Source organism: Janibacter melonis (assembly GCF_020567375.1).
In the GTDB taxonomy this organism is placed as follows: domain Bacteria; phylum Actinomycetota; class Actinomycetes; order Actinomycetales; family Dermatophilaceae; genus Marihabitans; species Marihabitans melonis.
The window spans coordinates 693,175-711,515 of the sequence record NZ_JAJBZM010000001.1 but is presented as its reverse complement, the minus strand read 5'-3'; the positions used below and the strand labels follow the sequence as shown (position 1 = coordinate 711,515).

The 18,341-nt window shown below is 76.3% G+C and carries 18 protein-coding genes and 1 riboswitch; of the genes, 9 read left to right on the top strand and 9 right to left on the bottom strand.

The window, feature by feature from the left end; all coding sequences use genetic code 11:
* Nucleotides 1-2: 2 nt before the first annotated feature.
* From LIV55_RS03300 to LIV55_RS03290, 3 genes are read left to right on the top strand one after another with little or no spacing between them, the layout of a single operon-like run.
* Entirely contained in the window at nt 3-404 is a 402-nt protein-coding gene (locus tag LIV55_RS03300) for a DoxX family protein (protein WP_123092784.1), read from the top strand.
* The gene (locus tag LIV55_RS03295) at nt 401-1,189 is read left to right on the top strand and encodes an SIR2 family NAD-dependent protein deacylase (protein WP_123092785.1); all 789 of its coding nucleotides are present in this window, start codon (nt 401-403) and stop codon (nt 1,187-1,189) included. The genes LIV55_RS03300 and LIV55_RS03295 overlap by 4 nt, the downstream gene beginning before the upstream one ends.
* 16 nt (nt 1,190-1,205) lie before the next feature.
* Nucleotides 1,206-1,856 carry a peptidoglycan DD-metalloendopeptidase family protein gene (locus LIV55_RS03290; protein WP_229299169.1) on the top strand — a complete coding sequence of 217 codons (651 nt, stop codon included), beginning with the start codon at nt 1,206-1,208 and terminating at the stop codon, nt 1,854-1,856.
* Here the strand turns inward: LIV55_RS03290 and LIV55_RS03285 are convergent.
* Together LIV55_RS03285 and LIV55_RS03280 are read right to left on the bottom strand one after the other, a co-directional pair.
* Nucleotides 1,850-2,470 (bottom strand): pyridoxamine 5'-phosphate oxidase family protein, encoded by a 621-nt coding sequence (locus LIV55_RS03285; RefSeq protein ID WP_123092786.1) that lies wholly within the window; start codon nt 2,468-2,470, stop codon nt 1,850-1,852. The genes LIV55_RS03290 and LIV55_RS03285 overlap by 7 nt on opposite strands.
* Before the next feature lie 40 nt (nt 2,471-2,510).
* A complete protein-coding gene (locus LIV55_RS03280; RefSeq protein WP_229299168.1) occupies nt 2,511-3,467 on the bottom strand; it encodes a WcbI family polysaccharide biosynthesis putative acetyltransferase in 957 nt (318 codons plus the stop codon).
* Nucleotides 3,468-3,606: 139 nt separating this feature from the next.
* Between LIV55_RS03280 and LIV55_RS03275 the strand changes: the two genes are divergently transcribed.
* The 3 genes from LIV55_RS03275 to LIV55_RS03265 are packed head-to-tail and all read left to right on the top strand — an operon-like array spanning nt 3,607 to nt 6,933.
* Nucleotides 3,607-5,376 carry a proline--tRNA ligase gene (locus LIV55_RS03275; protein ID WP_229299167.1) on the top strand — a complete coding sequence of 590 codons (1,770 nt, stop codon included), beginning with the start codon at nt 3,607-3,609 and terminating at the stop codon, nt 5,374-5,376.
* The gene (locus LIV55_RS03270; RefSeq protein ID WP_229299166.1) at nt 5,373-6,173 is read left to right on the top strand and encodes an HAD family hydrolase; all 801 of its coding nucleotides are present in this window, start codon (nt 5,373-5,375) and stop codon (nt 6,171-6,173) included. The genes LIV55_RS03275 and LIV55_RS03270 overlap by 4 nt, the downstream gene beginning before the upstream one ends.
* 7 nt (nt 6,174-6,180) lie before the next feature.
* Nucleotides 6,181-6,933 carry a cobalt-precorrin-6A reductase gene (locus tag LIV55_RS03265; RefSeq protein ID WP_229299165.1) on the top strand — a complete coding sequence of 251 codons (753 nt, stop codon included), beginning with the start codon at nt 6,181-6,183 and terminating at the stop codon, nt 6,931-6,933.
* On the opposite strand, the gene LIV55_RS03260 is transcribed toward LIV55_RS03265, so the two are convergent.
* From LIV55_RS03260 to LIV55_RS03230, 7 genes are read right to left on the bottom strand one after another with little or no spacing between them, the layout of a single operon-like run.
* The gene (locus LIV55_RS03260) at nt 6,917-7,846 is read right to left on the bottom strand and encodes a CobD/CbiB family cobalamin biosynthesis protein (RefSeq protein WP_229299164.1); all 930 of its coding nucleotides are present in this window, start codon (nt 7,844-7,846) and stop codon (nt 6,917-6,919) included. The genes LIV55_RS03265 and LIV55_RS03260 overlap by 17 nt on opposite strands.
* Entirely contained in the window at nt 7,843-8,394 is a 552-nt protein-coding gene (locus LIV55_RS03255; protein WP_229299163.1) for a bifunctional adenosylcobinamide kinase/adenosylcobinamide-phosphate guanylyltransferase, read from the bottom strand. The genes LIV55_RS03260 and LIV55_RS03255 overlap by 4 nt, the downstream gene beginning before the upstream one ends.
* Nucleotides 8,391-9,179 (bottom strand): adenosylcobinamide-GDP ribazoletransferase, encoded by a 789-nt coding sequence (locus LIV55_RS03250; protein WP_229299162.1) that lies wholly within the window; start codon nt 9,177-9,179, stop codon nt 8,391-8,393. Before LIV55_RS03250 ends, LIV55_RS03255 begins: the two co-directional genes overlap by 4 nt.
* Nucleotides 9,176-9,943, bottom strand: coding sequence for a uroporphyrinogen-III C-methyltransferase (gene cobA / locus LIV55_RS03245; protein WP_308012866.1), 768 nt, complete (start codon nt 9,941-9,943; stop codon nt 9,176-9,178). Before cobA ends, LIV55_RS03250 begins: the two co-directional genes overlap by 4 nt.
* Nucleotides 9,940-12,594, bottom strand: a complete 2,655-nt coding sequence (locus tag LIV55_RS03240; RefSeq protein ID WP_229299161.1) for a cobyrinic acid a,c-diamide synthase CobB — start codon at nt 12,592-12,594, stop codon at nt 9,940-9,942. Before LIV55_RS03240 ends, cobA begins: the two co-directional genes overlap by 4 nt.
* An 11-nt stretch (nt 12,595-12,605) precedes the next feature.
* Nucleotides 12,606-13,220, bottom strand: coding sequence for a cob(I)yrinic acid a,c-diamide adenosyltransferase (gene cobO / locus LIV55_RS03235; protein ID WP_068274825.1), 615 nt, complete (start codon nt 13,218-13,220; stop codon nt 12,606-12,608).
* Nucleotides 13,220-15,376: a VWA domain-containing protein gene (locus tag LIV55_RS03230; RefSeq protein ID WP_229299160.1), complete on the bottom strand. Its 2,157-nt coding sequence runs from the start codon at nt 15,374-15,376 to the stop codon at nt 13,220-13,222. The genes cobO and LIV55_RS03230 overlap by 1 nt, the downstream gene beginning before the upstream one ends.
* Nucleotides 15,377-15,404: 28 nt before the next feature.
* Nucleotides 15,405-15,535: riboswitch (cobalamin riboswitch) on the bottom strand.
* An 18-nt stretch (nt 15,536-15,553) separates the two neighbouring features.
* On the opposite strand from LIV55_RS03230, the gene cbiE reads away from it, so the two are divergent.
* The 3 genes from cbiE (at nt 15,554) to LIV55_RS03215 (ending at nt 18,339) form a co-directional block, all read left to right on the top strand.
* Nucleotides 15,554-16,774, top strand: coding sequence for a precorrin-6y C5,15-methyltransferase (decarboxylating) subunit CbiE (gene cbiE, locus LIV55_RS03225; RefSeq protein ID WP_229299159.1), 1,221 nt, complete (start codon nt 15,554-15,556; stop codon nt 16,772-16,774).
* Nucleotides 16,771-17,556, top strand: coding sequence for a cobalt-precorrin-4/precorrin-4 C(11)-methyltransferase (locus tag LIV55_RS03220; protein ID WP_229299158.1), 786 nt, complete (start codon nt 16,771-16,773; stop codon nt 17,554-17,556). The genes cbiE and LIV55_RS03220 overlap by 4 nt, the downstream gene beginning before the upstream one ends.
* Nucleotides 17,557-17,781: 225 nt before the next feature.
* A complete protein-coding gene (locus tag LIV55_RS03215) occupies nt 17,782-18,339 on the top strand; it encodes a thioesterase family protein (RefSeq protein ID WP_123092796.1) in 558 nt (185 codons plus the stop codon).
* The last annotated feature ends 2 nt before the right edge of the window (nt 18,340-18,341 follow it).

Below are 18,341 nucleotides of genomic sequence, written 5' to 3'. Positions count from 1 at the left end.
CCGTGCCCCGTCGCGACCTGTCGACCACCGGCCTGGCCGGTCTGCTCATCACCTCCGGAGTCGTGCACCTCGTGCGCCCCCAGGTCTTCGAGTCGATCGTCCCGGCCCCGCTGCGGGGCCACCGGCGCGAGCTCGTCTACGTCTCCGGCGTCCTCGAGATCCTCTGCGGCGCAGGCCTGCTCGTGCCGCGCACCCGTCGGGTCGCCGGTCTGGCCAGCGCCGCGCTGCTCGTCGCGGTCCTGCCCGCCAACGTCCAGATGAGCCTCGACCACGGCCGGCGCGCCCGTCGCCGCCGCACGACCGGCTCCCGGGCCGCCTTCGCCGGCACCCTGGCCCGGCTGCCCCTCCAGCTCCCGCTCGTGCGCGCCGCGCTACGGGCCGCCCGCAGCGCACCACGGCGATGAGCGCCGACGTGGGGGAGCCCACCTCGTCCGCCGACCCCGCCGTCGTCGACGCCCTCCGCGCTGCCCGTCGGGTCCTCGTCCTCTCCGGCGCCGGCATGAGCGCCGAGTCCGGCGTGCCGACCTTCCGCGACGCGCAGAGCGGGCTCTGGGAGCGCTTCGACCCCTCCTCCCTGGCGACCCAGGAGGCCTGGGACGACGACCCTCCCTTCGTGTGGGCCTGGTACGCGTGGCGGGCCGCCCTGCTGCGCCGGGTCGAGCCCCATGCGGGTCACCGGGCGGTCGCCGACCTCGCCCGCCTGCGCGACGTCGAGGTCGTCACGCAGAACGTCGACGACCTCCACGAGCGCGCCGGCTCTCGCGTCCTCTCGCACGTCCACGGGTCCCTCCTGTCTTTCCGCTGCCGCGACTGCGCGACCCCGTGGCAGGGCGAGCTCGCCGTGCCCGACGAGCCGGTCGAGAGGCTCGACCCGCCGACGTGCCCCGCGTGCGGCGGTGACGTCCGACCCGGGGTCGTGTGGTTCGGCGAGGAGATGCCGCGCGACGCGTGGGACGCAGCGGTCGGCGCCGTCGAGCGGCTCGACGGGGGAGACGTCGTCCTCGTCGTCGGCACGAGCGGCCTGGTCTACCCGGCCGCGGGTCTGCCCGCGATGGCCCTCGGCCAGGGCGCCGTCGTCGTCGAGGTCAACCCGCAGCCCAGCGACGTCTCCGACCTGTGCCACCACCACGTGCGCGCCGGTGCCGCGACCGCCCTGCCCGCCCTCGTCGCCGCGCTCGACGAGGGCTGACGTGGACGGGGACGGCGTGACCGGCCCCGTCGTCCTCGACCTGCCCTTCCGCGGGCGCTGGCGCACCGAGATGAGCCCGGCCCGCCGCGTGCCCAGCCACGGCACGACCCTCTACGGCACGAGCCACGCCATCGACTTCGTCGCCGTCGACGAGCACGGCCGCAGCGCCCCGCGCTCGTGGCGCAGCGCGCTCGCCACCGAGGCCCCGCAACGCTTCGTCGGCTTCGGCGCCGAGATCCTCGCCCCCGTCGCCGGCACGGTCCTGCTCGTCCACGACGGCGAGCCCGACCACGAGGCGAGGCGGTCCCCCTTCGCCCTGCTCGGCTACGCCCTCACCCAGGCGAGGCGCGCCCGCCGGGGTCACGCCGCGCTCGCCGGCAACCACGTCGTCCTCGAGATCGCCCCGGGTGGCCCGGTCGTCGTCCTCGCCCACCTGCGGCACGGCTCGCCACGGGTCGCCGTCGGCGACCGCGTGCGCCCCGGGGACGTCCTCGGCGAGTGCGGGAGCTCGGGCAACAGCACCGAGCCGCACGTCCACCTGCAGGTCAGCGACACCACCGACTGGGAGCGCGCGCGGGGCGTGCCGCTGGCCTTCCGGCTCCCGGGAGGTCCCCGCGTGCCCGAGGAGGGCGAGGTCGTCACGGGCCGGCCGGCGCCCGGTCAGTAGAGCTGCTGCGCGTACCTCTCGCCGTAGTACTCGCGCAGCTCCTCGACGCTGTCCTCCGGGCGCTCGAGCGCGTGCGCGATCTCGGCGCGCGACTCCACCACGTCCGGCTGCCAGGTCTGCGGCTCCCACAGCCCGCTGCGCAGGAAGGCCTTCGCGCAGTGGTGGAAGACCTCCTCGACCTCGACGACGAGCGCGAGCACCGGACGGTGACCGCGCACGACGAGGTCGTCGAACCACGGCGCGTCCGCGACGAGACGTGCCCGGCCGCCGACCCGCAACGTGTCGCCGCGACCGGGGATGACGCACAGCAGGCCGACGTGCGGGTTGGTCAGGACGTTGCGGTAGCCGTCGACCCGACGGTTGCCCGGTCGCTCGGCGATCGCGACGGTCCGCTCGTCGAGGACGTGGACGAGGGAGCCGGCGGGGTCCCCCTTCGGCGAGGCGTCGACGCTCCCGTCGGCGGCCGAGGTCGCGACGACGACGAAGGGGGTGGCGGCCAGCCACCGGCGGTCGACGTCGGTGAGGTGGGTGCGGACCTTGTCGCGGACCCGGGGGAGGGGCTCGCCGACCAGATCGGTGAGCTGCTCGAGGGTGGTGACCGGTCGCTCGTCCATGCGCCGATCGTGGCACGGCCGCCCGCGAGCGGGCGCGACCTCAGCGCCAGCCGAGCAGGCGCAGGCGCTCGCCGTGCCGCTCGACGCCGGCGCTCACCATCTCGGGGTGCTCGGCGTACCAGCGCGCCTGGGTCTCGCGGACCTCGTCGTCGGCGACGACCTCGCCACCGACGAGCCAGTCCGCCCGCGGCTCGTGGGGCAGGTCGAGGGCCTCGACGACGTCCTCGCGAAGGGGGGTGCGCACCGAGCGCAGGAGGACCCGGCCGGGGTCCGCGCCCGGGGCGGGCAGCCCGATCGCCTCGCGCAGGCGCTCGCCGAGCGCGACGAGCACGGTGTTGCCCGGGTGGTTGATCGTCCACCCCTCGCCGAGCGTCTCGGCGACGACGTCGTCGGCGCGCAGCGTGCCCGAGACGGACTGCCGGCGCGCGAGCTCGGCGAGGCCCTCGCGGGCGATCGTGCGGTAGGCCTCGGCGAGCTCGTCAGCCGCGAGGGTCCGCGGGCCCCCGGCGAGGCCCGCGGCCTGCGCCAGGGTCCGCAGGTCGTGGTACGGCACGACCGGCGGGTCTCCGGCCGCGCCGCGCACGAGCGCCTGGAAGGGGTAGGCGCTGGGGTCGCGCAGCACCGGCAGCGCGACGAGCCGGGCGTCGTCGCGCAGGTGGGCCCGGACCTGGCTCGTGCCGAGCGGCAGCCCTCGGTAGTCGTCGCGGACCGGCTGCGCGGCGAGGACGTCGAGGTGGGGGAGCAGACGGTGCAGGTGGGGGATGTCCGACGCCTCGAGCTCGTGCACCGGCGGCACCCGCACGGAGTCGACGGGGCTCGTGCCGTCCGCGGTGGTCGTCGTCGTGATGCGCAGGGACTCGGCCTGGCAGTTGCCAAGGACGGCGAGCAGAGGGCGCGCGCCCGGCTCGTCCGCCCCGGGCAGGGGGTCGATCCCGTAGAAGACGCCGTAGTGGCGTCGGCGTCCCTCGTCGGTGCCTGTCGACTGCTGGGTGCTCATCGGCCCAGCCTCGCAGCCCGAGGGCGGGCTCACCCCCTTCGCCACCGGCCCGCCTCGACGGGCGGTCCGCCGACCACCGATATCCTGCCCGGGCACGTCTGCCCCACCCCCCAGCTGCCAGGAGCCAACCACCGTGGTCATGCGCATGTCCTCCCTCTTCCTCCGCACCCTCCGCGAGGACCCGGCGGACGCCGAGCTGCCGGGGCACAAGCTGCTCGTGCGGGCTGGCTACGTCCGTCGCGCCGCGCCCGGCGTCTACAGCTGGCTGCCGCTCGGGCTGCGGGTCCTGCGCAAGGTCGAGGGCATCGTGCGCGAGGAGATGGACGCGATGGGCGGCCAGGAGCTGAGCTTCCCGGCGCTGCTGCCCAAGGAGCCCTACGAGGCGACGAACCGGTGGACCGAGTACGGGCCCAACCTCTTCCGCCTCCAGGACCGCAAGGGCGTCGACATGCTCCTCGGCCCGACCCACGAGGAGATGTTCACCCTCGCAGTCAAGGACCTCTACACGTCCTACAAGGACCTGCCCGTCTCGCTCTACCAGATCCAGACGAAGTACCGCGACGAGGCCCGGCCGCGCGCCGGCGTGCTGCGCGGGCGCGAGTTCGTCATGAAGGACAGCTACTCCTTCGACGTCGACGAGGCGGGTCTGAGCAAGTCCTACGATGCCCACCGCGACGCGTACGTGAAGATCTTCGACCGCCTCGGCTTCGAGTACGTCGTCGTGCACGCCGACTCCGGCGCGATGGGGGGCTCGGCGAGCGAGGAGTTCCTCGCGGTCAACGAGGGCGGCGAGGACACCTTCGTGCGCGACGGCGAGGGCTACGCCGCCAACGTCGAGGCCGTCACCGTGCCGCAGGCCGAGCCGGTCGAGGTGACCGCCGGCCCCGCCCACGTCGAGGACACCCCCGACACCCCGACGATCGACACGCTAGTCGCCGCGCTCAACCGGGACCACCCGCGCACCGACGGGCGCGCGTGGACCGCGGCGGACACGCTGAAGAACGTCATCGTCATGCTCGTGCACCCCGCCGACGAGGAGCACCCCGACGGCCGCCGCGAGCCGCTCGCCATCGGCGTCCCCGGCGACCGCGAGGTCGACCCGAAGCGTCTCGAGGCCAAGGTCGCCCCGGCCGCCGTCGAGGCCTTCGAGGAGCGGGACTTCGCGGCGCACCCGCACCTGGCGAAGGGGTACATCGGCCCCGCCGCCCTCGGCGAGGAGCGCGGCATCCGCTACCTCCTCGACCCCTCGATCGCGGTGGGCTCGGCCTGGGTGACCGGCGCCGACGAGCACGGCAAGCACGTGATCGACCTCGTGCACGGGCGCGACTTCACCGCCGACGGGACGATCCAGGCCGCGGCGATCCGCGAGGGCGACCTCGGCCCCAACGGCCGCCCGCTGACGCTGGCCCGCGGCATCGAGATGGGCCACATCTTCCAGCTCGGCCAGAAGTACGCCGAGGCGCTCGGCCTGAAGGTCCTCGACGAGAACGGCAAGCTCGTCACGGTCCACATGGGTTCCTACGGCATCGGGGTCACCCGCGCCGTCGGCGTCATCGCCGAGGACAACCACGACGAGCGGGGCCTGGTCTGGCCGCGATCCGTCGCCCCCTTCGACGTCCACGTCGTCGCCGCCGGCAAGAGCGACGAGATCTTCGTCAAGGCCGCCGAGCTGTCCGAGGAGCTCGAGCGCCACGGTCTGCAGGTCGTCTACGACGACCGCGCCGGGCGCGTCAGCCCCGGGGTGAAGTTCAAGGACGCCGAGCTCATCGGCGTGCCGACGATCCTCGTCGTCGGCAAGGGCCTGGCCGACGGCGTCGTCGAGATCAAGGACCGGCGCACCGGCGACCGGCGCGAGGTCCCCGTCGACGAGGCCGTGAGCGCGCTCCTCGCGGAGGTGCGGTCGTCGTGAGCCGTGAGGAGACGCCGCTGCGGGTCGCGCCGAGCCGCCCCGCGCCGGGCCCGGTCCGGGCGGTCGTCTTCGACTGGGGCGGCACCCTCACGCCCTGGCACGCCATCGACCTCGGCGAGCAGTGGCGGGTCTTCGCCCGCGAGGTCCACGGCATCCCCGTGGACTCCGCGCAGGTGCCCGAGGCCGATCTCGCCCGGGCCCACGAGCTCGCCGAGCGCATCCTCGCCGTCGAGCACGAGGCCTGGCTGAGCACCCGCGGCGACCAGCGCAGCGCGAGCCTCGACGAGGTGCTGCGCCGGGCCGGGGTCGACCCGCGCCACGACCGCCACCACCTGGCGCTCGCGGCCTACCGCCGCTTCTGGGAGCCGCACACCATCACCGACCCGCAGGTCCGTCCGCTGTGGGAGGGCCTGCGCGCCCGCGGGCTCAAGGTCGGCGTGCTGTCGAACACCATCTGGAGCCGCGACTACCACCGCGACGTCTTCGCCCGCGACGGCGTGCTCGACCTGCTCGACGCCGACGTCTACTCCAGCGAGATCGGCGTGACCAAGCCCCACGAGGGGGCCTTCGCCGCGGTGTGCCAGGCGCTCGGCGTCGAGGCGACGAGCACCGTCTACGTCGGCGACCGGCTCTTCGAGGACGTCCTCGGGCCGCAGGAGCTCGGCATGCGCGCCATCTGGGTGCCGCACAGCGACATCCCGCTCGACCAGCAGGTGGCGGTCGACGTCGTGCCCGACGCGACCGTCCACGAGCTCGTCGAGATCCTCGCCGTCGTCGACGGATGGCTGGAGGGCTGAGACCGTCATGACGCACGTGCTCGTCCTCGGCGGCACCGCCGAGGCGAGGGACCTCGCGGCCCGTCTCGACGCGAAGGGGGTGCCCCTCACCTCCTCGCTCGCCGGCCGGGTCTCGCAGCCCCGCCTGCCCGTCGGGCCCGTGCGGATCGGCGGCTTCGGCGGGGCCGACGGCCTCGCCCGGTGGCTGCGGGAGCACGACGTGAGCGCGGTCGTCGACGCCACCCACCCCTTCGCCGCGACGATGGGTGCGCACGCGGCGGCGGCCTGCGACGCCGTGGGGCTGCCGCTGCTGCGGCTGGCCCGCCCCGGCTGGGCGGACCACTCGGACGCGGCGACGTGGACCTGGGTCGAGAGCCACGAGGCCGCGCGCGAGGCGGCGGACCGGGCCGGGGGGACCCCCTTCGTCACGACCGGGCGGCAGACCCTGCACCACCACGTCGGCCCGTGGGCCCGCCGCGAGGTGCTCGTGCGGCTCGTCGAGCCGCCGGAGGAGCCGCTGCCGCAGACCTGGACCGTGCTGCGCTCGCGGGGACCCTTCGAGGTCACCGCCGAGGAGGCGCTCCTGCGCGACCACGAGGTGGGCGTGCTGCTGACGAAGGACTCAGGCGGTCGCTACACGCAGGCCAAGCTCGAGGCCGCCCGCCGGGTGGGGGTCCCGGTCGTCGTCGTCGCCCGCCCGCGGCGGGCGGACGGGGTGACCGAGGCGGTCGACGCGGAGCAGGCGACCCGCTGGGTCGAGCAGGTCACCTCCGGGCGCTGAGCACCTGGCGCGCGCCGGCGGCGAGGACGAGCGCGACGACCCCGACCCGCCGGGCGAGCGTCACCGCGCGGGGCAGGTCGGCCGCGGTGGGGCGGGGCCCCGACCCGAGGACGCCCCGGTCCTCGACGGCGCCGCCGTAGATGTTGCGCCCGCCGAGGCGCACGCCGAGCGCGGCCGCGAAGCCCGCCTCGACCGGACCGGCGTTCGGGCTGGGGTGGGCGCGGCCGTCGCGCCGCGCGACGGCGAGGACCCGCCCCGCCCGCGCGGGTGCCGCCAGCGCCGTCGCGAGGACGGTCACCCGCGCGGGGAGCCAGCCCAGGACGTCGTCGGCGCGGGCCGCTGCCCAGCCGAAGCGGTGGTAGCGCGGGCTGCGGTGGCCGTGCATCGCGTCGAGGGTGTTCGCGCCGCGGTGCAGGACGACGCCGACCGGGCCGAGGAGCGCGCCCCAGACGAGCGTGCCGACGACGGCGTCGGAGGAGTTCTCGGCGACGGACTCCAGCGCCGCCCGGGCGACCTCGTCGGCGGTGAGGTCCTGGGTCGCGCGCCCGACGAGGTTGCGCACCCGGGTGCGGGCCCCGGGCAGGTCGTCGCCGACGAGCAGGTCGTGCACGGCGGTGCCCTCTCGCCCGAGGCTCGTGCCGCCGAGGGCGGTCCAGACGAGGGCCGCCGTCGCGGCGCACCGTGCCGGGGCGGGCAGACGGCCGGCGGCCGCCCCGAGGGCGAGCACGGGGGCGAGAACGACGACCTCGGTGAGGACCCCGGCGGGCCGTGCGTCGCGGTAGGTGCGGCGCTCGACGGCACCGGCCCAGGACCCGAAGATCGCGACGGGGTGCCCGCGCCGCGGGTCGCCGAGCACCTGGTCCGCGGCCCAGCCGAGGACGAGACCGAGGGCGACCGGGTCGACCCGCGTCACGGCTCGTCCTTGATCGTCAGGACCTGCCCGAGGACGACGAGGTCGACGCGGGTGGCGCTGCGGGCGAGCCGTTGGCCGAGCATGCCGAGCCGGTCGGCGAAGACGCGTCCGGAGCGGTAGGCCGGGACGACGCCCCAGCCGACCTCGTTGGTCACCGCGACGACGTGCGGGGCCGAGCGCCAGGCCGCGTCGAGGACGTCGACGCGCGCGTCGAGCTCGGCCTCCCACTGCTCCTGCGGGCTCTCCCACGCGTCGATCTCGTCGAGCTGGGCCGTGAGCCACGTGCCGAGGCAGTCGAGGAGCACCGGTCCGGTCGCCGTGGTGAGCGCGGCGGCAGCGTCGGTGCTCTCGAGCGTCGTCCACGTGGCCGGCCGGCGATCTCGGTGCGCCTGCACCCGCGCGGCCCAGTCGGGGTCGTCGCGCTGCGGGCCGCACGCGAGATAGGTGACCGGGGCCCGGTCGTCGAGGTGCGGGGGCCGGAGGAGGGACTCGGCGTGACGGGACTTGCCGGAGCGCACGCCACCGGTGACGAGCACGCGGGCGCTCATGACGCCACCGTCATGACGACGAGCGAGGCGGTGAGGGCGACCTCGACCCCGGCGCCGAGCACGTCGCCGCCGACCCCGCCGAAGGTGCGTGCGGCACGCTCGCGCAGGACGACGGCGAGCTGGCTCGCGACGAGCACGGCGAGGGCGGCGCCTGCGAGGACCGCGGGGAGCTCGCCGGTCGACGCTGCCAGGGGGAGCGCGGCGAGGACGACGACGCCGGCGACGGCGACGAGGAGCAGCCAGGACGCGGCCGGGGTGACCGTGCCGACGAAGACCCGGCCCAGGCTCGAGCCGGGTGCCGCGGTCGTGCCGGTCGTGCACATCCGGGCGCAGGTCGCGCGCGAGGCGACGACGAGCGCGGCGACGACGAGCGCGCCGCGCCAGCCGTGCGCGAGCAGGTGGGCGACCGACGCGGCCTGGACGAGGAGGACGACGACGAGCGCGACGACGCCCATCGGCCCGACGTCGCCGCTGCGCATCACGGCGAGCGCGCGCTCGCGGTCCCACCCCGCGCCGAGCCCGTCGACGGTGTCGGCGAGCCCGTCGAGGTGCATGCCGCGCGACCCGTGGGCGAGCAGGCCGAGGACCAGCCCGGCCGCGACGAGCGGGGGCAGCCCGATCTCGACGGCGGCGCCGACGAGCCCGGCGAGCGCCGCGAGCGGGACGACGGCCAGGGGGGCGAGGAGCAGGGCGGAGCGGGCCGCAGCGGGGGAGGTCGAGACCTCGCCGCTGGGGATCCGCGTGAAGGTCCCGACGGCCAGCCGCAGCCCGGCGTCGAGGCTCACGGGCCCGCCGGTGCGACCGGGTCGAGGGCGGCGACGACGTCGCCGATGACGGTGATCGCCGGAGGGGCGAAGTCTCCTTCGTCGGCCGCGGCGGCGATGCCCGAGAGCGGGGCGCGCACGCTGCGCTGCTCCGGGCTCGCGCCGTCGGCGACGCACGCCGCGGGGGTGTCGGCCGGCATGCCGGCCGCCACGAGCGCCCGGGCGATCGACCCGAGCGTCGCGACGCCCATGAGGACGACGATCGTCAGCCGCGAGGTCGCGAGCGCCGCCCAGTCGACCTCGCTGCGCGGGTCCTCGGGGGCGACGTGCCCCGAGACGACGACGACCCCCTGCGAGAGCCCGCGGTGCGTCACCGGGATCCCGGCGAGGGCCGGGACGGCGAAGGCGGAGGACACGCCCGGCACGACCTCGACCGGCACCCCGGCGGCGGCGCAGGCCTGCCACTCCTCGCCGCCGCGGCCGAAGAGGTAGCCGTCGCCGCCCTTGAGCCGCACGACCGTCCGCCCCGCCAGGGCGTGCTCGACGAGCAGCTCGTTGATCCGCTCCTGCGGGGTGAAGTCGCCGCGCGGGATCTTGCCGACGTGGATCACCTCGGCCTGCGGGGCGTGCCCGACGATCGCCGCGAGCGGGGCGAGCCGGTCGGTGACGACGACGTCGGCGACCGCGAGGGCGTCACGACCGGCGATCGTCAGCAGGCCGGGGTCGCCGGGCCCGCCGCCGACGAGCAGCACCCGTCCGGTCGTCGTCGTGGGGGTCGTCGTCATGCGGTCCTCCGGTGCAGCAGGTGGCCCAGCTCGCGCAGCAGGCCGTCGACGGTCAGCGGGTCGCGCACGGCGACCCGCACCCAGGTGGGGTCCAGCCCGGGGAAGGTGTCACCGCGACGCACGGCCCAGCCGGCGTCGCGCAGGGCGGCGTGCACGCCGGTGCCCACCTGGGCCAGGACGAAGGGGGCGTCGGCCCCCGCCGTCGGCACGCCCAGGGCGTGCAGCCCGTCGAGGAGGTGACGACGCCAGACCGCCGTCTCCTGCGCGGCACGGCCGGCCTCGGCGAGCGCCCGCGGCGTCGCGGTCTCGGTCATCACCCGCAGGGCGAGCGAGCCGACCGACCAGTGCGGCTGGTGCGCGGCGAGCGCGGCGACGAGCTCGGGGTCGCCCGCGACGTACCCGGCGCGCACCCCGGCCACGGCCCAGGTCTTCGTCAGCGAGCGCACGACGAGCACCCCGTCGAGGTCGCCGGTGAGCAGCGTCTCGGCCTCGTGCGGGACCGCGTCGACGAAGGCCTCGTCGACGAGCAGCACCCGCCCGGGCCGCGCCAGCGAGCGCAGCACGTCGGCGGGATGGAGCACGCCCGTCGGGTTCGTGGGGTTGCCGACGACGACGAGGTCCGCGTCGCCGATCTCGGCGAGCGCGTCCGGTGTCAGCGCGAAGCCCTCATCAGCCCGCAGCAGGACCCGCCGTACCTCGTGCCCGGCAGCGCGCAGCGCCGCCTCGGGCTCGGTGAACTGCGGGTGCACGACGACCGCGTCGAGCGGGCGCAGCGCCCGGGCGAGCAGCGTGAAGGCCTCGGCACCGCCGCTCGTCGGCAGCACCTGCTCGCGTCGCAGCCCGTGCCGGGCCGCCAGGGCGTCCCGCGCAGCGGTCGGGTCCGGGTAGGCGGCGACGCCCTCGAGCTCCTCGACAAGTGCGCTCATGAGCCATGCCGGTGGCCGCTCGAGCCGCACGTTGACCGCGAGGTCGACGAGCTCCTCGGCGACCTCGGCATCTCCGTGATGCCGCAAGGGGTCGGCCAGGACGGGCCGGGCCGCAGTGGAGCTGGGGGGGATGCCCCGACTCAGGGGCTGACCCGCGCTCTCGGCAACCGGCGCTCTCCCGCCCGAGCCGACCGACCACTGCGAAGCCCCAAGGGGCGCCCCCCCTGCGCCACGGAGGTCCGGCCCTTGAGTCGCTGGTCCCTGAGCCAAAGGCCCCTGAGTCGGGGCGACCCCTCCCGCCCCGCGCCTCGTGCTGGTCCGGTCGTGCTCGCGGACGGCGTCGACGAAGCTCGAGGCGACGGCGGGGGACCCGGCCCAGTGGGTGTGGAGGTAGGAGGCGATCAGGGTCGCGCGGCCGGTGCCGGCCGGGTCGAGCGCGAAGCCCTCGTCGCGATCGCCGAGCCGCCACGCGGCGGAGGTGCCCGCGGGCGGGTCGGTCGTCGTGCGGTGGAACTCGTGACCCGTGACCGTCGTGCCGGCGGGGCCGATGACGGAGTCGGTGAGGGACACCCCTTCGCGGTAGCCGAGGGTGAGCCGGCGCCCCATCGCGGCTCGCGCGGGCAGCGAGCCGATCATCGGGTGGTCGTCGAGGCTCTGGGCGAGGTAGAGCATGCCGGCGCACTCGGCGACGGTGGGCATGCCGGCGGCGACGGCCGCGCCGATCTGGCCGACGAGCTCGCGATTCGTCGCGAGGGCGCGGGCGTGGACCTCGGGGAAGCCGCCGCCGAGGTAGAGGCCGCACGTCCGCTCGGGCAGCACGGTGTCGCGGGCGGGGTCGACCTCGACGACGCGCGCGCCGGCGGCCTCGACCAGCTCGACGGTCTCGGGGTAGCGGAAGGTGAAGGCGCGCCCGCCGGCCACGGCGACGACCGGGGCGTCGTCGGGCAGGGACGCGGGCTCGCGGCCGAGGGCCTGGGCGGGCGACCACGGGGCCGTCTCCAGCGGCGGTGCGCTCGCGGCCGCCGCGAGCAGGGCGTCGAGGTCGAGGTGCTCCTCGGTGACGCCGGAGATGTGGTCGAGGGTGGCGGCGGCCCGGCCGCGCTCGGCGGCGGGGACGAGCCCGAGGTGGCGCGAGGGCACGTGCATCGCCGCGTCGCGAGGCAGGACGCCCCAGACGGGGACGCCGACGCCCTCGACGGCGCGGCGGGCCTCGGCCCCGTGGCGCGGGGTGCCGGCCTTGTTGAGGACGACGCCGACGACCTCGAGGGCGGGATCGATCCGGGCCAGGCCGTGCACGGTGGCGGCGACGGTGCGCGAGGTCGAGCTGATGTCGACGACGAGGACGACGGGGGTGCGGGTGAGGGCCGCGACGTGCGCGCTGGAGGCGAAGCCGTCGGTGCCCAGGCGCCCGTCGAGCAGACCCATGACGCCCTCGAGGACGGCGACGTCCGCGGCGACCGGGTGGGTCGCGCCGCGGGCGAGCAGTGGTGCGACGCGCTCCTCGCCGACGAGCCACGGGTCGAGCGTGCGGCTGGGGCGGCCGGTCGCCAGGGCGTGGTAGCCCGGGTCGATGTAGTCGGGGCCGACCTTCGCCGGGGAGACGACGAGCCCGCGGCGGGAGAGCGCGGCCATGATGCCGACGGCGATGGTCGTCTTGCCGTGGCCGGACGCGGGGGCGGCCACGAGCACCCGCGGCAGGGCCACCTCTCGTGCCGCGCTCAGCACCCGCGCTGACCTCACCACTCGATGCCCCGCTGACCCTTCTGACCGCGGTCGAAGGGGTGGGCGATCTTCGTCATCTCGGTCGCGACGTCGGCGATCTCGAGCAGGCGCGGGTGCGGGTCACGACCGGTGATGACGACGTGCTGGTAGCCCGGGCGGCTCGTCAGGGTCTCGACGACGTCGTCGACGTCGACCCAGCCCCACTTCATGACGTAGGTGAACTCGTCGAGGACGTAGACGGTGTGCGTCTCCTCGGACAGCCGGCGCTTGATCTCGGCCCAGCCCTCGCGGGCGTCGGCGGCGTGGTCCTCCTCGGATCCCGCCTTGCGCGACCACGACCACCCCGAGCCCATCTTGTGCCACTCGACCGGGCCCCCTTCGCCGGTCTGCTCGTGGAGCCGGCCGAGCGCCGCGAAGGCCTCCTCCTCGCCGATCCGCCACTTCGCGGACTTGACGAACTGAAAGACGCCGATCGACCAGCCCTGGTTCCACCCGCGCAGGGCGAGCCCGAAGGCGGCGGTCGACTTGCCCTTGCCGGACCCGCCGTGGACGACGACGAGGGGCGAGGTGCGGCGCTGACGGGTGGTCAGGCCGTCGGCGGGGGTGACGGGGGTGCGTCCCTGCGCCATCAGGCGGCGCTCCGGCCGTTGCGAGCAGTGCCCGTGCGGTCGGTGACGATCTCGACGAGGCCGCTCGCGGCGACCTGCTCGAGCGCGATGTGCTCGGCGCCCATGCGCCGGGCGAGGTCGGCGGCCAGACCCATCCGGAAGCGGCCGGACTCGCAGTCGACGACGACGGTCTGCGCGGTCGGCACGGCGCGCGACCAGCCGTCGGCGACGACCCGGGCGCGGGCGAGGGCGTCCGCCCCGGCGGTGGCCCGGCCGTCGGTGACGACGACGACGAGCGCGCGCTGATGGCGGTCGCGGACCTGCTCGCGGGCGACGACCCGGGCGACCTGGGTCAGGCCCTCGGCGAGCGGGGTGCGCCCGCCGTGGGGCAGCTGCGCGAGCCGCGCGGCGGCGGCGTCGACGGACGAGGTGGGCGGCAGGGCGACCTCGGCCTGGGCGCCCCGGAAGGTCACCAGACCCACCCGGTCGCGGCGCTGGTAGGCGTCGAGGAGCAGCGAGAGCACGGCCGTCTTGACCTCGCCCATCCGGCGTCGGGCGGCCATCGAGCCGGAGGCGTCGACGGCGAGGAGCACGAGGTTGGCCTCGCGCCCGCGGGTCACGGCGTGGCGCAGGTCGTCGCCGGTGACGCGGGCCGGACCGGTGCGGGCGGCCCGTCGTGCGGCGGAGGCGCGCAACGTGGCGGTGACGTGCACCGGCGCGCCCGCCGGCTCCTGGCCGGCCGGGTGCGTGCCGACGACCCGGCCGCGCGGGGTGAGCGCGGGGGAGCGGCGGCCCGAGGGACCGGACCCGACACCGGCGAGCTCGAGGCGGCGGGCGCGGTAGGGCGCCTGGGCGCTCGCGGTCCCGACCGGTGCAGCGGCACCGCCCGCCGGGGGAGCGGCCTGCGCGTCGGAGGGGTCGTCCGAGTCCTGCGCTCCGTGGTCCTCGGCGCTCGGGTCCGGAGGGCTGTCAGCGCGCCCGCTCGGCGGGGTGTCGTCGGACCCGTCGGGGGTGGGGGGCGGCCCGCCGGTGGTCCGGCCGTCGCCGCCGCGCTGCTCGTCGTCGGGCCGGCCGCCGTCGGGCTGCTCGTCGGGGCCGTCCTCGGGCTCGTCGCCGCCGGGCGGGTCGTCCTCCGGCTCCTCGTCGAGGAGCCGGTCGAGGAGGTCCTCGTCGAGACCGGGCGCGTCGAAGGGGGAGCGCCGGCGGCGGTGCGGCAGGGCGAGCAGGGCCGCGGCACGGATGTCCTCGCGGGTCACGTGCGTGCGTCCTTGCCAGGCCGCGTGGGCGACCGCCGTGCGAGCGGTGACGATGTCGGCGCGCAGGCCGTCGACGTCGAAGCCGGCGCACACCCGTGCGACGGTGCGCAGCGTCCGCTCGTCGAGGACCACCTCGCGCACGCCGGCGCGGGCGGCGGCGATGCGCTCGGTGAGCTCGACCTCGGAGCGCTCGTAGCCGGCGGCGAAGCCGACCGGGTCGGCGTCGGCGGCGAGCCGGCGACGCACGACCTCGGCCCGCTCACGGGGGTCGCGGCTCGCGGCGACGTGCACGGTGAGCCCGAAGCGGTCGAGCAGCTGCGGGCGCAGCTCGCCCTCCTCGGGGTTCATCGTGCCGACGAGGGTGATCCGGGCGGGGTGGGAGATCGAGACCCCGTCGCGCTCGACGGTGTTGCGGCCCATCGCGGCGGCGTCGAGCAGGACGTCGACGAGGTGGTCGTGCAGGAGGTTGACCTCGTCGACGTAGAGGATCCCGCGGTGCGCCTCGGCGAGCAGACCGGGCTGGTAGGCGGCCTCGCCCTCTCCGAGCGCGCGACGCAGGTCCAGCGAGCCGACGACGCGGTCCTCGGTGGCGCCGACGGGGAGCTCGACGAGACGGGCGGGCCGGGTCGTGCCGGGTCCGTCGTGGGGGCCGTCCGGGCAGTCCTCGGCGCGGTCGGGGTCGCACCCGAAGCGGCAGCCGAGCGCGACGTGCTGCTCGGGCAGGACGGCCGCGAGGGCGCGGACGGCGGTCGACTTCGCGGTGCCCTTCTCGCCGCGCACGAGCACCCCTCCGATCTCCGGGGAGATCGCGCTGAGGAGCAGGGCGGTCGTCAGCTCGTCGGCGCCGACGAGGGCGGTGAAGGGGTAGGTCGGGGTGCGCTGGCCAAGAGCCGTCACGGCTGCCTCCTGGCGAGTGTCCACGCTCGCCGGTCGATGACGTCGCCGCGGGTGACGGTGACGGGTGCAGACCGAGTGTCTGGCTCGGGCCCAGGGGGCCGTGACAGTGGCGGGACCGCTCCGGATTCGCACCGGATTCCTCGGTTGGCTGCGCCGGGCGCGATCCTCTCACAACCGCGAAGGGGCCTAGGGTGGGCGACCGTGATCGAGGTCGTGGGTGTCGGTGACGACGGGTGGGACGGCCTGGACGGGGCGCGTCGCCGCCTCGTCGCGGGTGCGTCGACCCTCATCGGCGGGCGCCGCCACCTCGACCTCCTGGGTCCCCACGCACCCGGCGCCGAGCTCGTGCCCTGGCCGAGCCCCCTTCGCGCCGGTCTGCCCGAGCTGCTGCGGGCGACGGGCGACGCCGTCGCCCTCGCGAGCGGCGACCCGCTGCGCTCCGGCATCGCGACGACGCTGGTCGACCTGCTCGGGGCCGACGCCGTGCGGGTCCACCCGGCGGTGGGCAGCGACGCCCTCGCGCGGGCGCGCCAGGGCTGGTCCGCGGAGAGCGCGACGGTCGTCACGGCGGTCGGGCGCGACCTGCGCGCGGTCCTGCCCCATCTCGCCCCCGCCGCCCGGCTCGTCGTCCTCTGCTCCGACGGCGCCGACCCCGCGCGCCTCGGCGCCCTGCTCGCGGAGCGCGGCTGGGGCGCGAGCACGCTCACCGCGCGCTGGCACCTCGGCGGGCCGGACGAGGGAGCCCGCAGCGAGCGGGCCGACGCCTTCGCCGGACGGACCGACGACCTCGTGCTGTGCTGCGTCGAGGTGCGCGCCGACGACCCCGCCGCGGTCTCGCCGACCGCGGGACCCGTGCCCGGTCGCCCCGAGGACTTCATCGCCCACGACGGCCAGCTGACCAAGCGTGACGTGCGGGCCTCGGCCCTGGCCCGGCTGCGCCCCACCGCCGGTGCCCACCTGTGGGACCTCGGTGCCGGCAACGGCTCGGTCGCCCTCGAGTGGTGCCTCGCCGCGGAGCGGACGAGTGCGACCTGCGTCGAGCGCGACCCCACCCGAGCCCAGCGCATCCGCGACAACGCCGCCGCCCTCGGGTTGGCCGGGCGCGTCGAGGTCGTCGTCGGCGACACGACGACTACCGATCTCACCCCCTTCGCCGCTCCCGACGCCGTCTTCGTCGGCGGCGGGCTCGACGAGGACGTCCTCGAGCGGTCGTGGCAGGCGCTGCCCGTCGGCGGGCGGCTCGTCGCGCACGCCGTGACCCTCGAGGGCGAGGGCGCGCTCGTCGCCACCCACGGCCGTACCGGCGGCGAGCTCACCCGGGTGAGCGTCGAGCGGGCGGTCCCGCTCGGTCGCTACCTGTCGTGGACCCCCGCCCGCGCCGTCGTCCAGCTCGCCGTCACCCGACCCCACGGAGCGTCATGACCGTCCACTTCATCGGCGCCGGCCCCGGTGCCGCCGACCTGCTCACGCTGCGGGCGACCCGGCTCCTCGCGCAGAGCCGGCTGTGCCTCTACGCGGGCAGCTATCTCGACGCCGCCGTGCTCGAGCACTGCCCCGACGACGCGCGTCTCGTCGACACCCAGGACCTCGACCTCGACTCGATCGTCGCCGAGGTCGTCGCGGCGCACGGGCGCGGCGAGGACGTCGCCCGGCTGTGCTCCGGCGACCCGTCCGTCTACTCGGCGCTCGCCGAGCAGACCCGCCGCCTCGACGCCGCGGGCGTGCCGTGGGACGTCACGCCCGGGGTCGCGGCCTACGCGGCGACCGCCGCCCGGATCGGGCGCGAGCTCACGGTGCCCGAGGTCGCGCAGTCGGTCGTGCTCACCCGCGCCCAGCGCGACTCGACGGCGATGCCGACGGGCGAGAGCCTCGAGGCCTTCGCCGCGACCGGCGCGACCCTCGCGCTCCACCTCGCCGTGCGGCGGGTGCGCGAGCTCGCGCAGCGCTGCGCCGTGCACTACGGCGAGGACTGCCCCGTCGTCGTCGCCTACCGCGTCGAGCAGCCCGAGGAGCTCGTGCTGCACGGGACCCTCGCCGACATCGCCGACCAGGTCGAGGCGCACGACATCCGCCAGGCCGCGGTCGTCCTCGTCGGGTGGGCCCTGCGGGCCGAGGGCTTCGTCGAGTCGCACCTCTACTCGCGGCTGCGCGCGGCCGGCCCCTCCGCCGCGGCCCGGGCGGCCGAGGACGGCGGCCTCCGCTGACCCCTTCGCCCCCGAGTCCCACCCGCCCCACCCGCCCCAGAGTCCCACCCACCCCAGAGTCCCACCCGCCCCAGGTTTCTCGGGTGACCCGATAAACCCCCGCTGAGCATGAGTACGAGACTCCTGCTCACCAGGGGTAACTCTTGCTGAGCGCCCCGCGCGCGGGTCGGCACGGGGCTCGGGGGAGGATGGCTCCCGCCCCGCCACCCACCCGAGGACCGTGAGTTGAACCGCCTGCTGCGCACCGCCTGGACCGTCACGACCGCCCGGCGTCGCGGACCCGTCGGCCCGGGGGAGCACGCCGTCCTGCCGCTGCGGGTGCTGCTCAACGACATCGACCTCGCCGGGCACATGAACAACGGCGTCTACCTCTCGATCGCCGACCTCGGCCGGCTCGACCTCGCCGTGCGCTCGGGGTGGGCGCGCGCGCAGCTGCGGCACCGCCTCTCGCCGGTCGTCATGCAGGAGACGATCACCTTCCGCACGTCGCTGCGGCCGCTCCAGGCCTTCGAGCTGCACAGCGCGGTGGCGGGGTGGGACCGCGTGAGCGTGACCTTCGAGCAGCGCTTCGTCGTCGACGGCCAGGTGTGCGCGCAGGCGCTCGTGCGGATGCGATTCCTCCAGCGCGGTCGCGGGGTCGACACCGACCGGCTGTGGTCCCTCCTGCGGGTCGAGCCGCCGCCCTCGGCGCTGCCGACCTGGGCGAAGGGGTGGGGAGACGGCGCGCGGCTGCCCTCGCCGCGTGCGGACGCACCGGCAGGACCTCCGCCCTTCTGGGCCTGAGG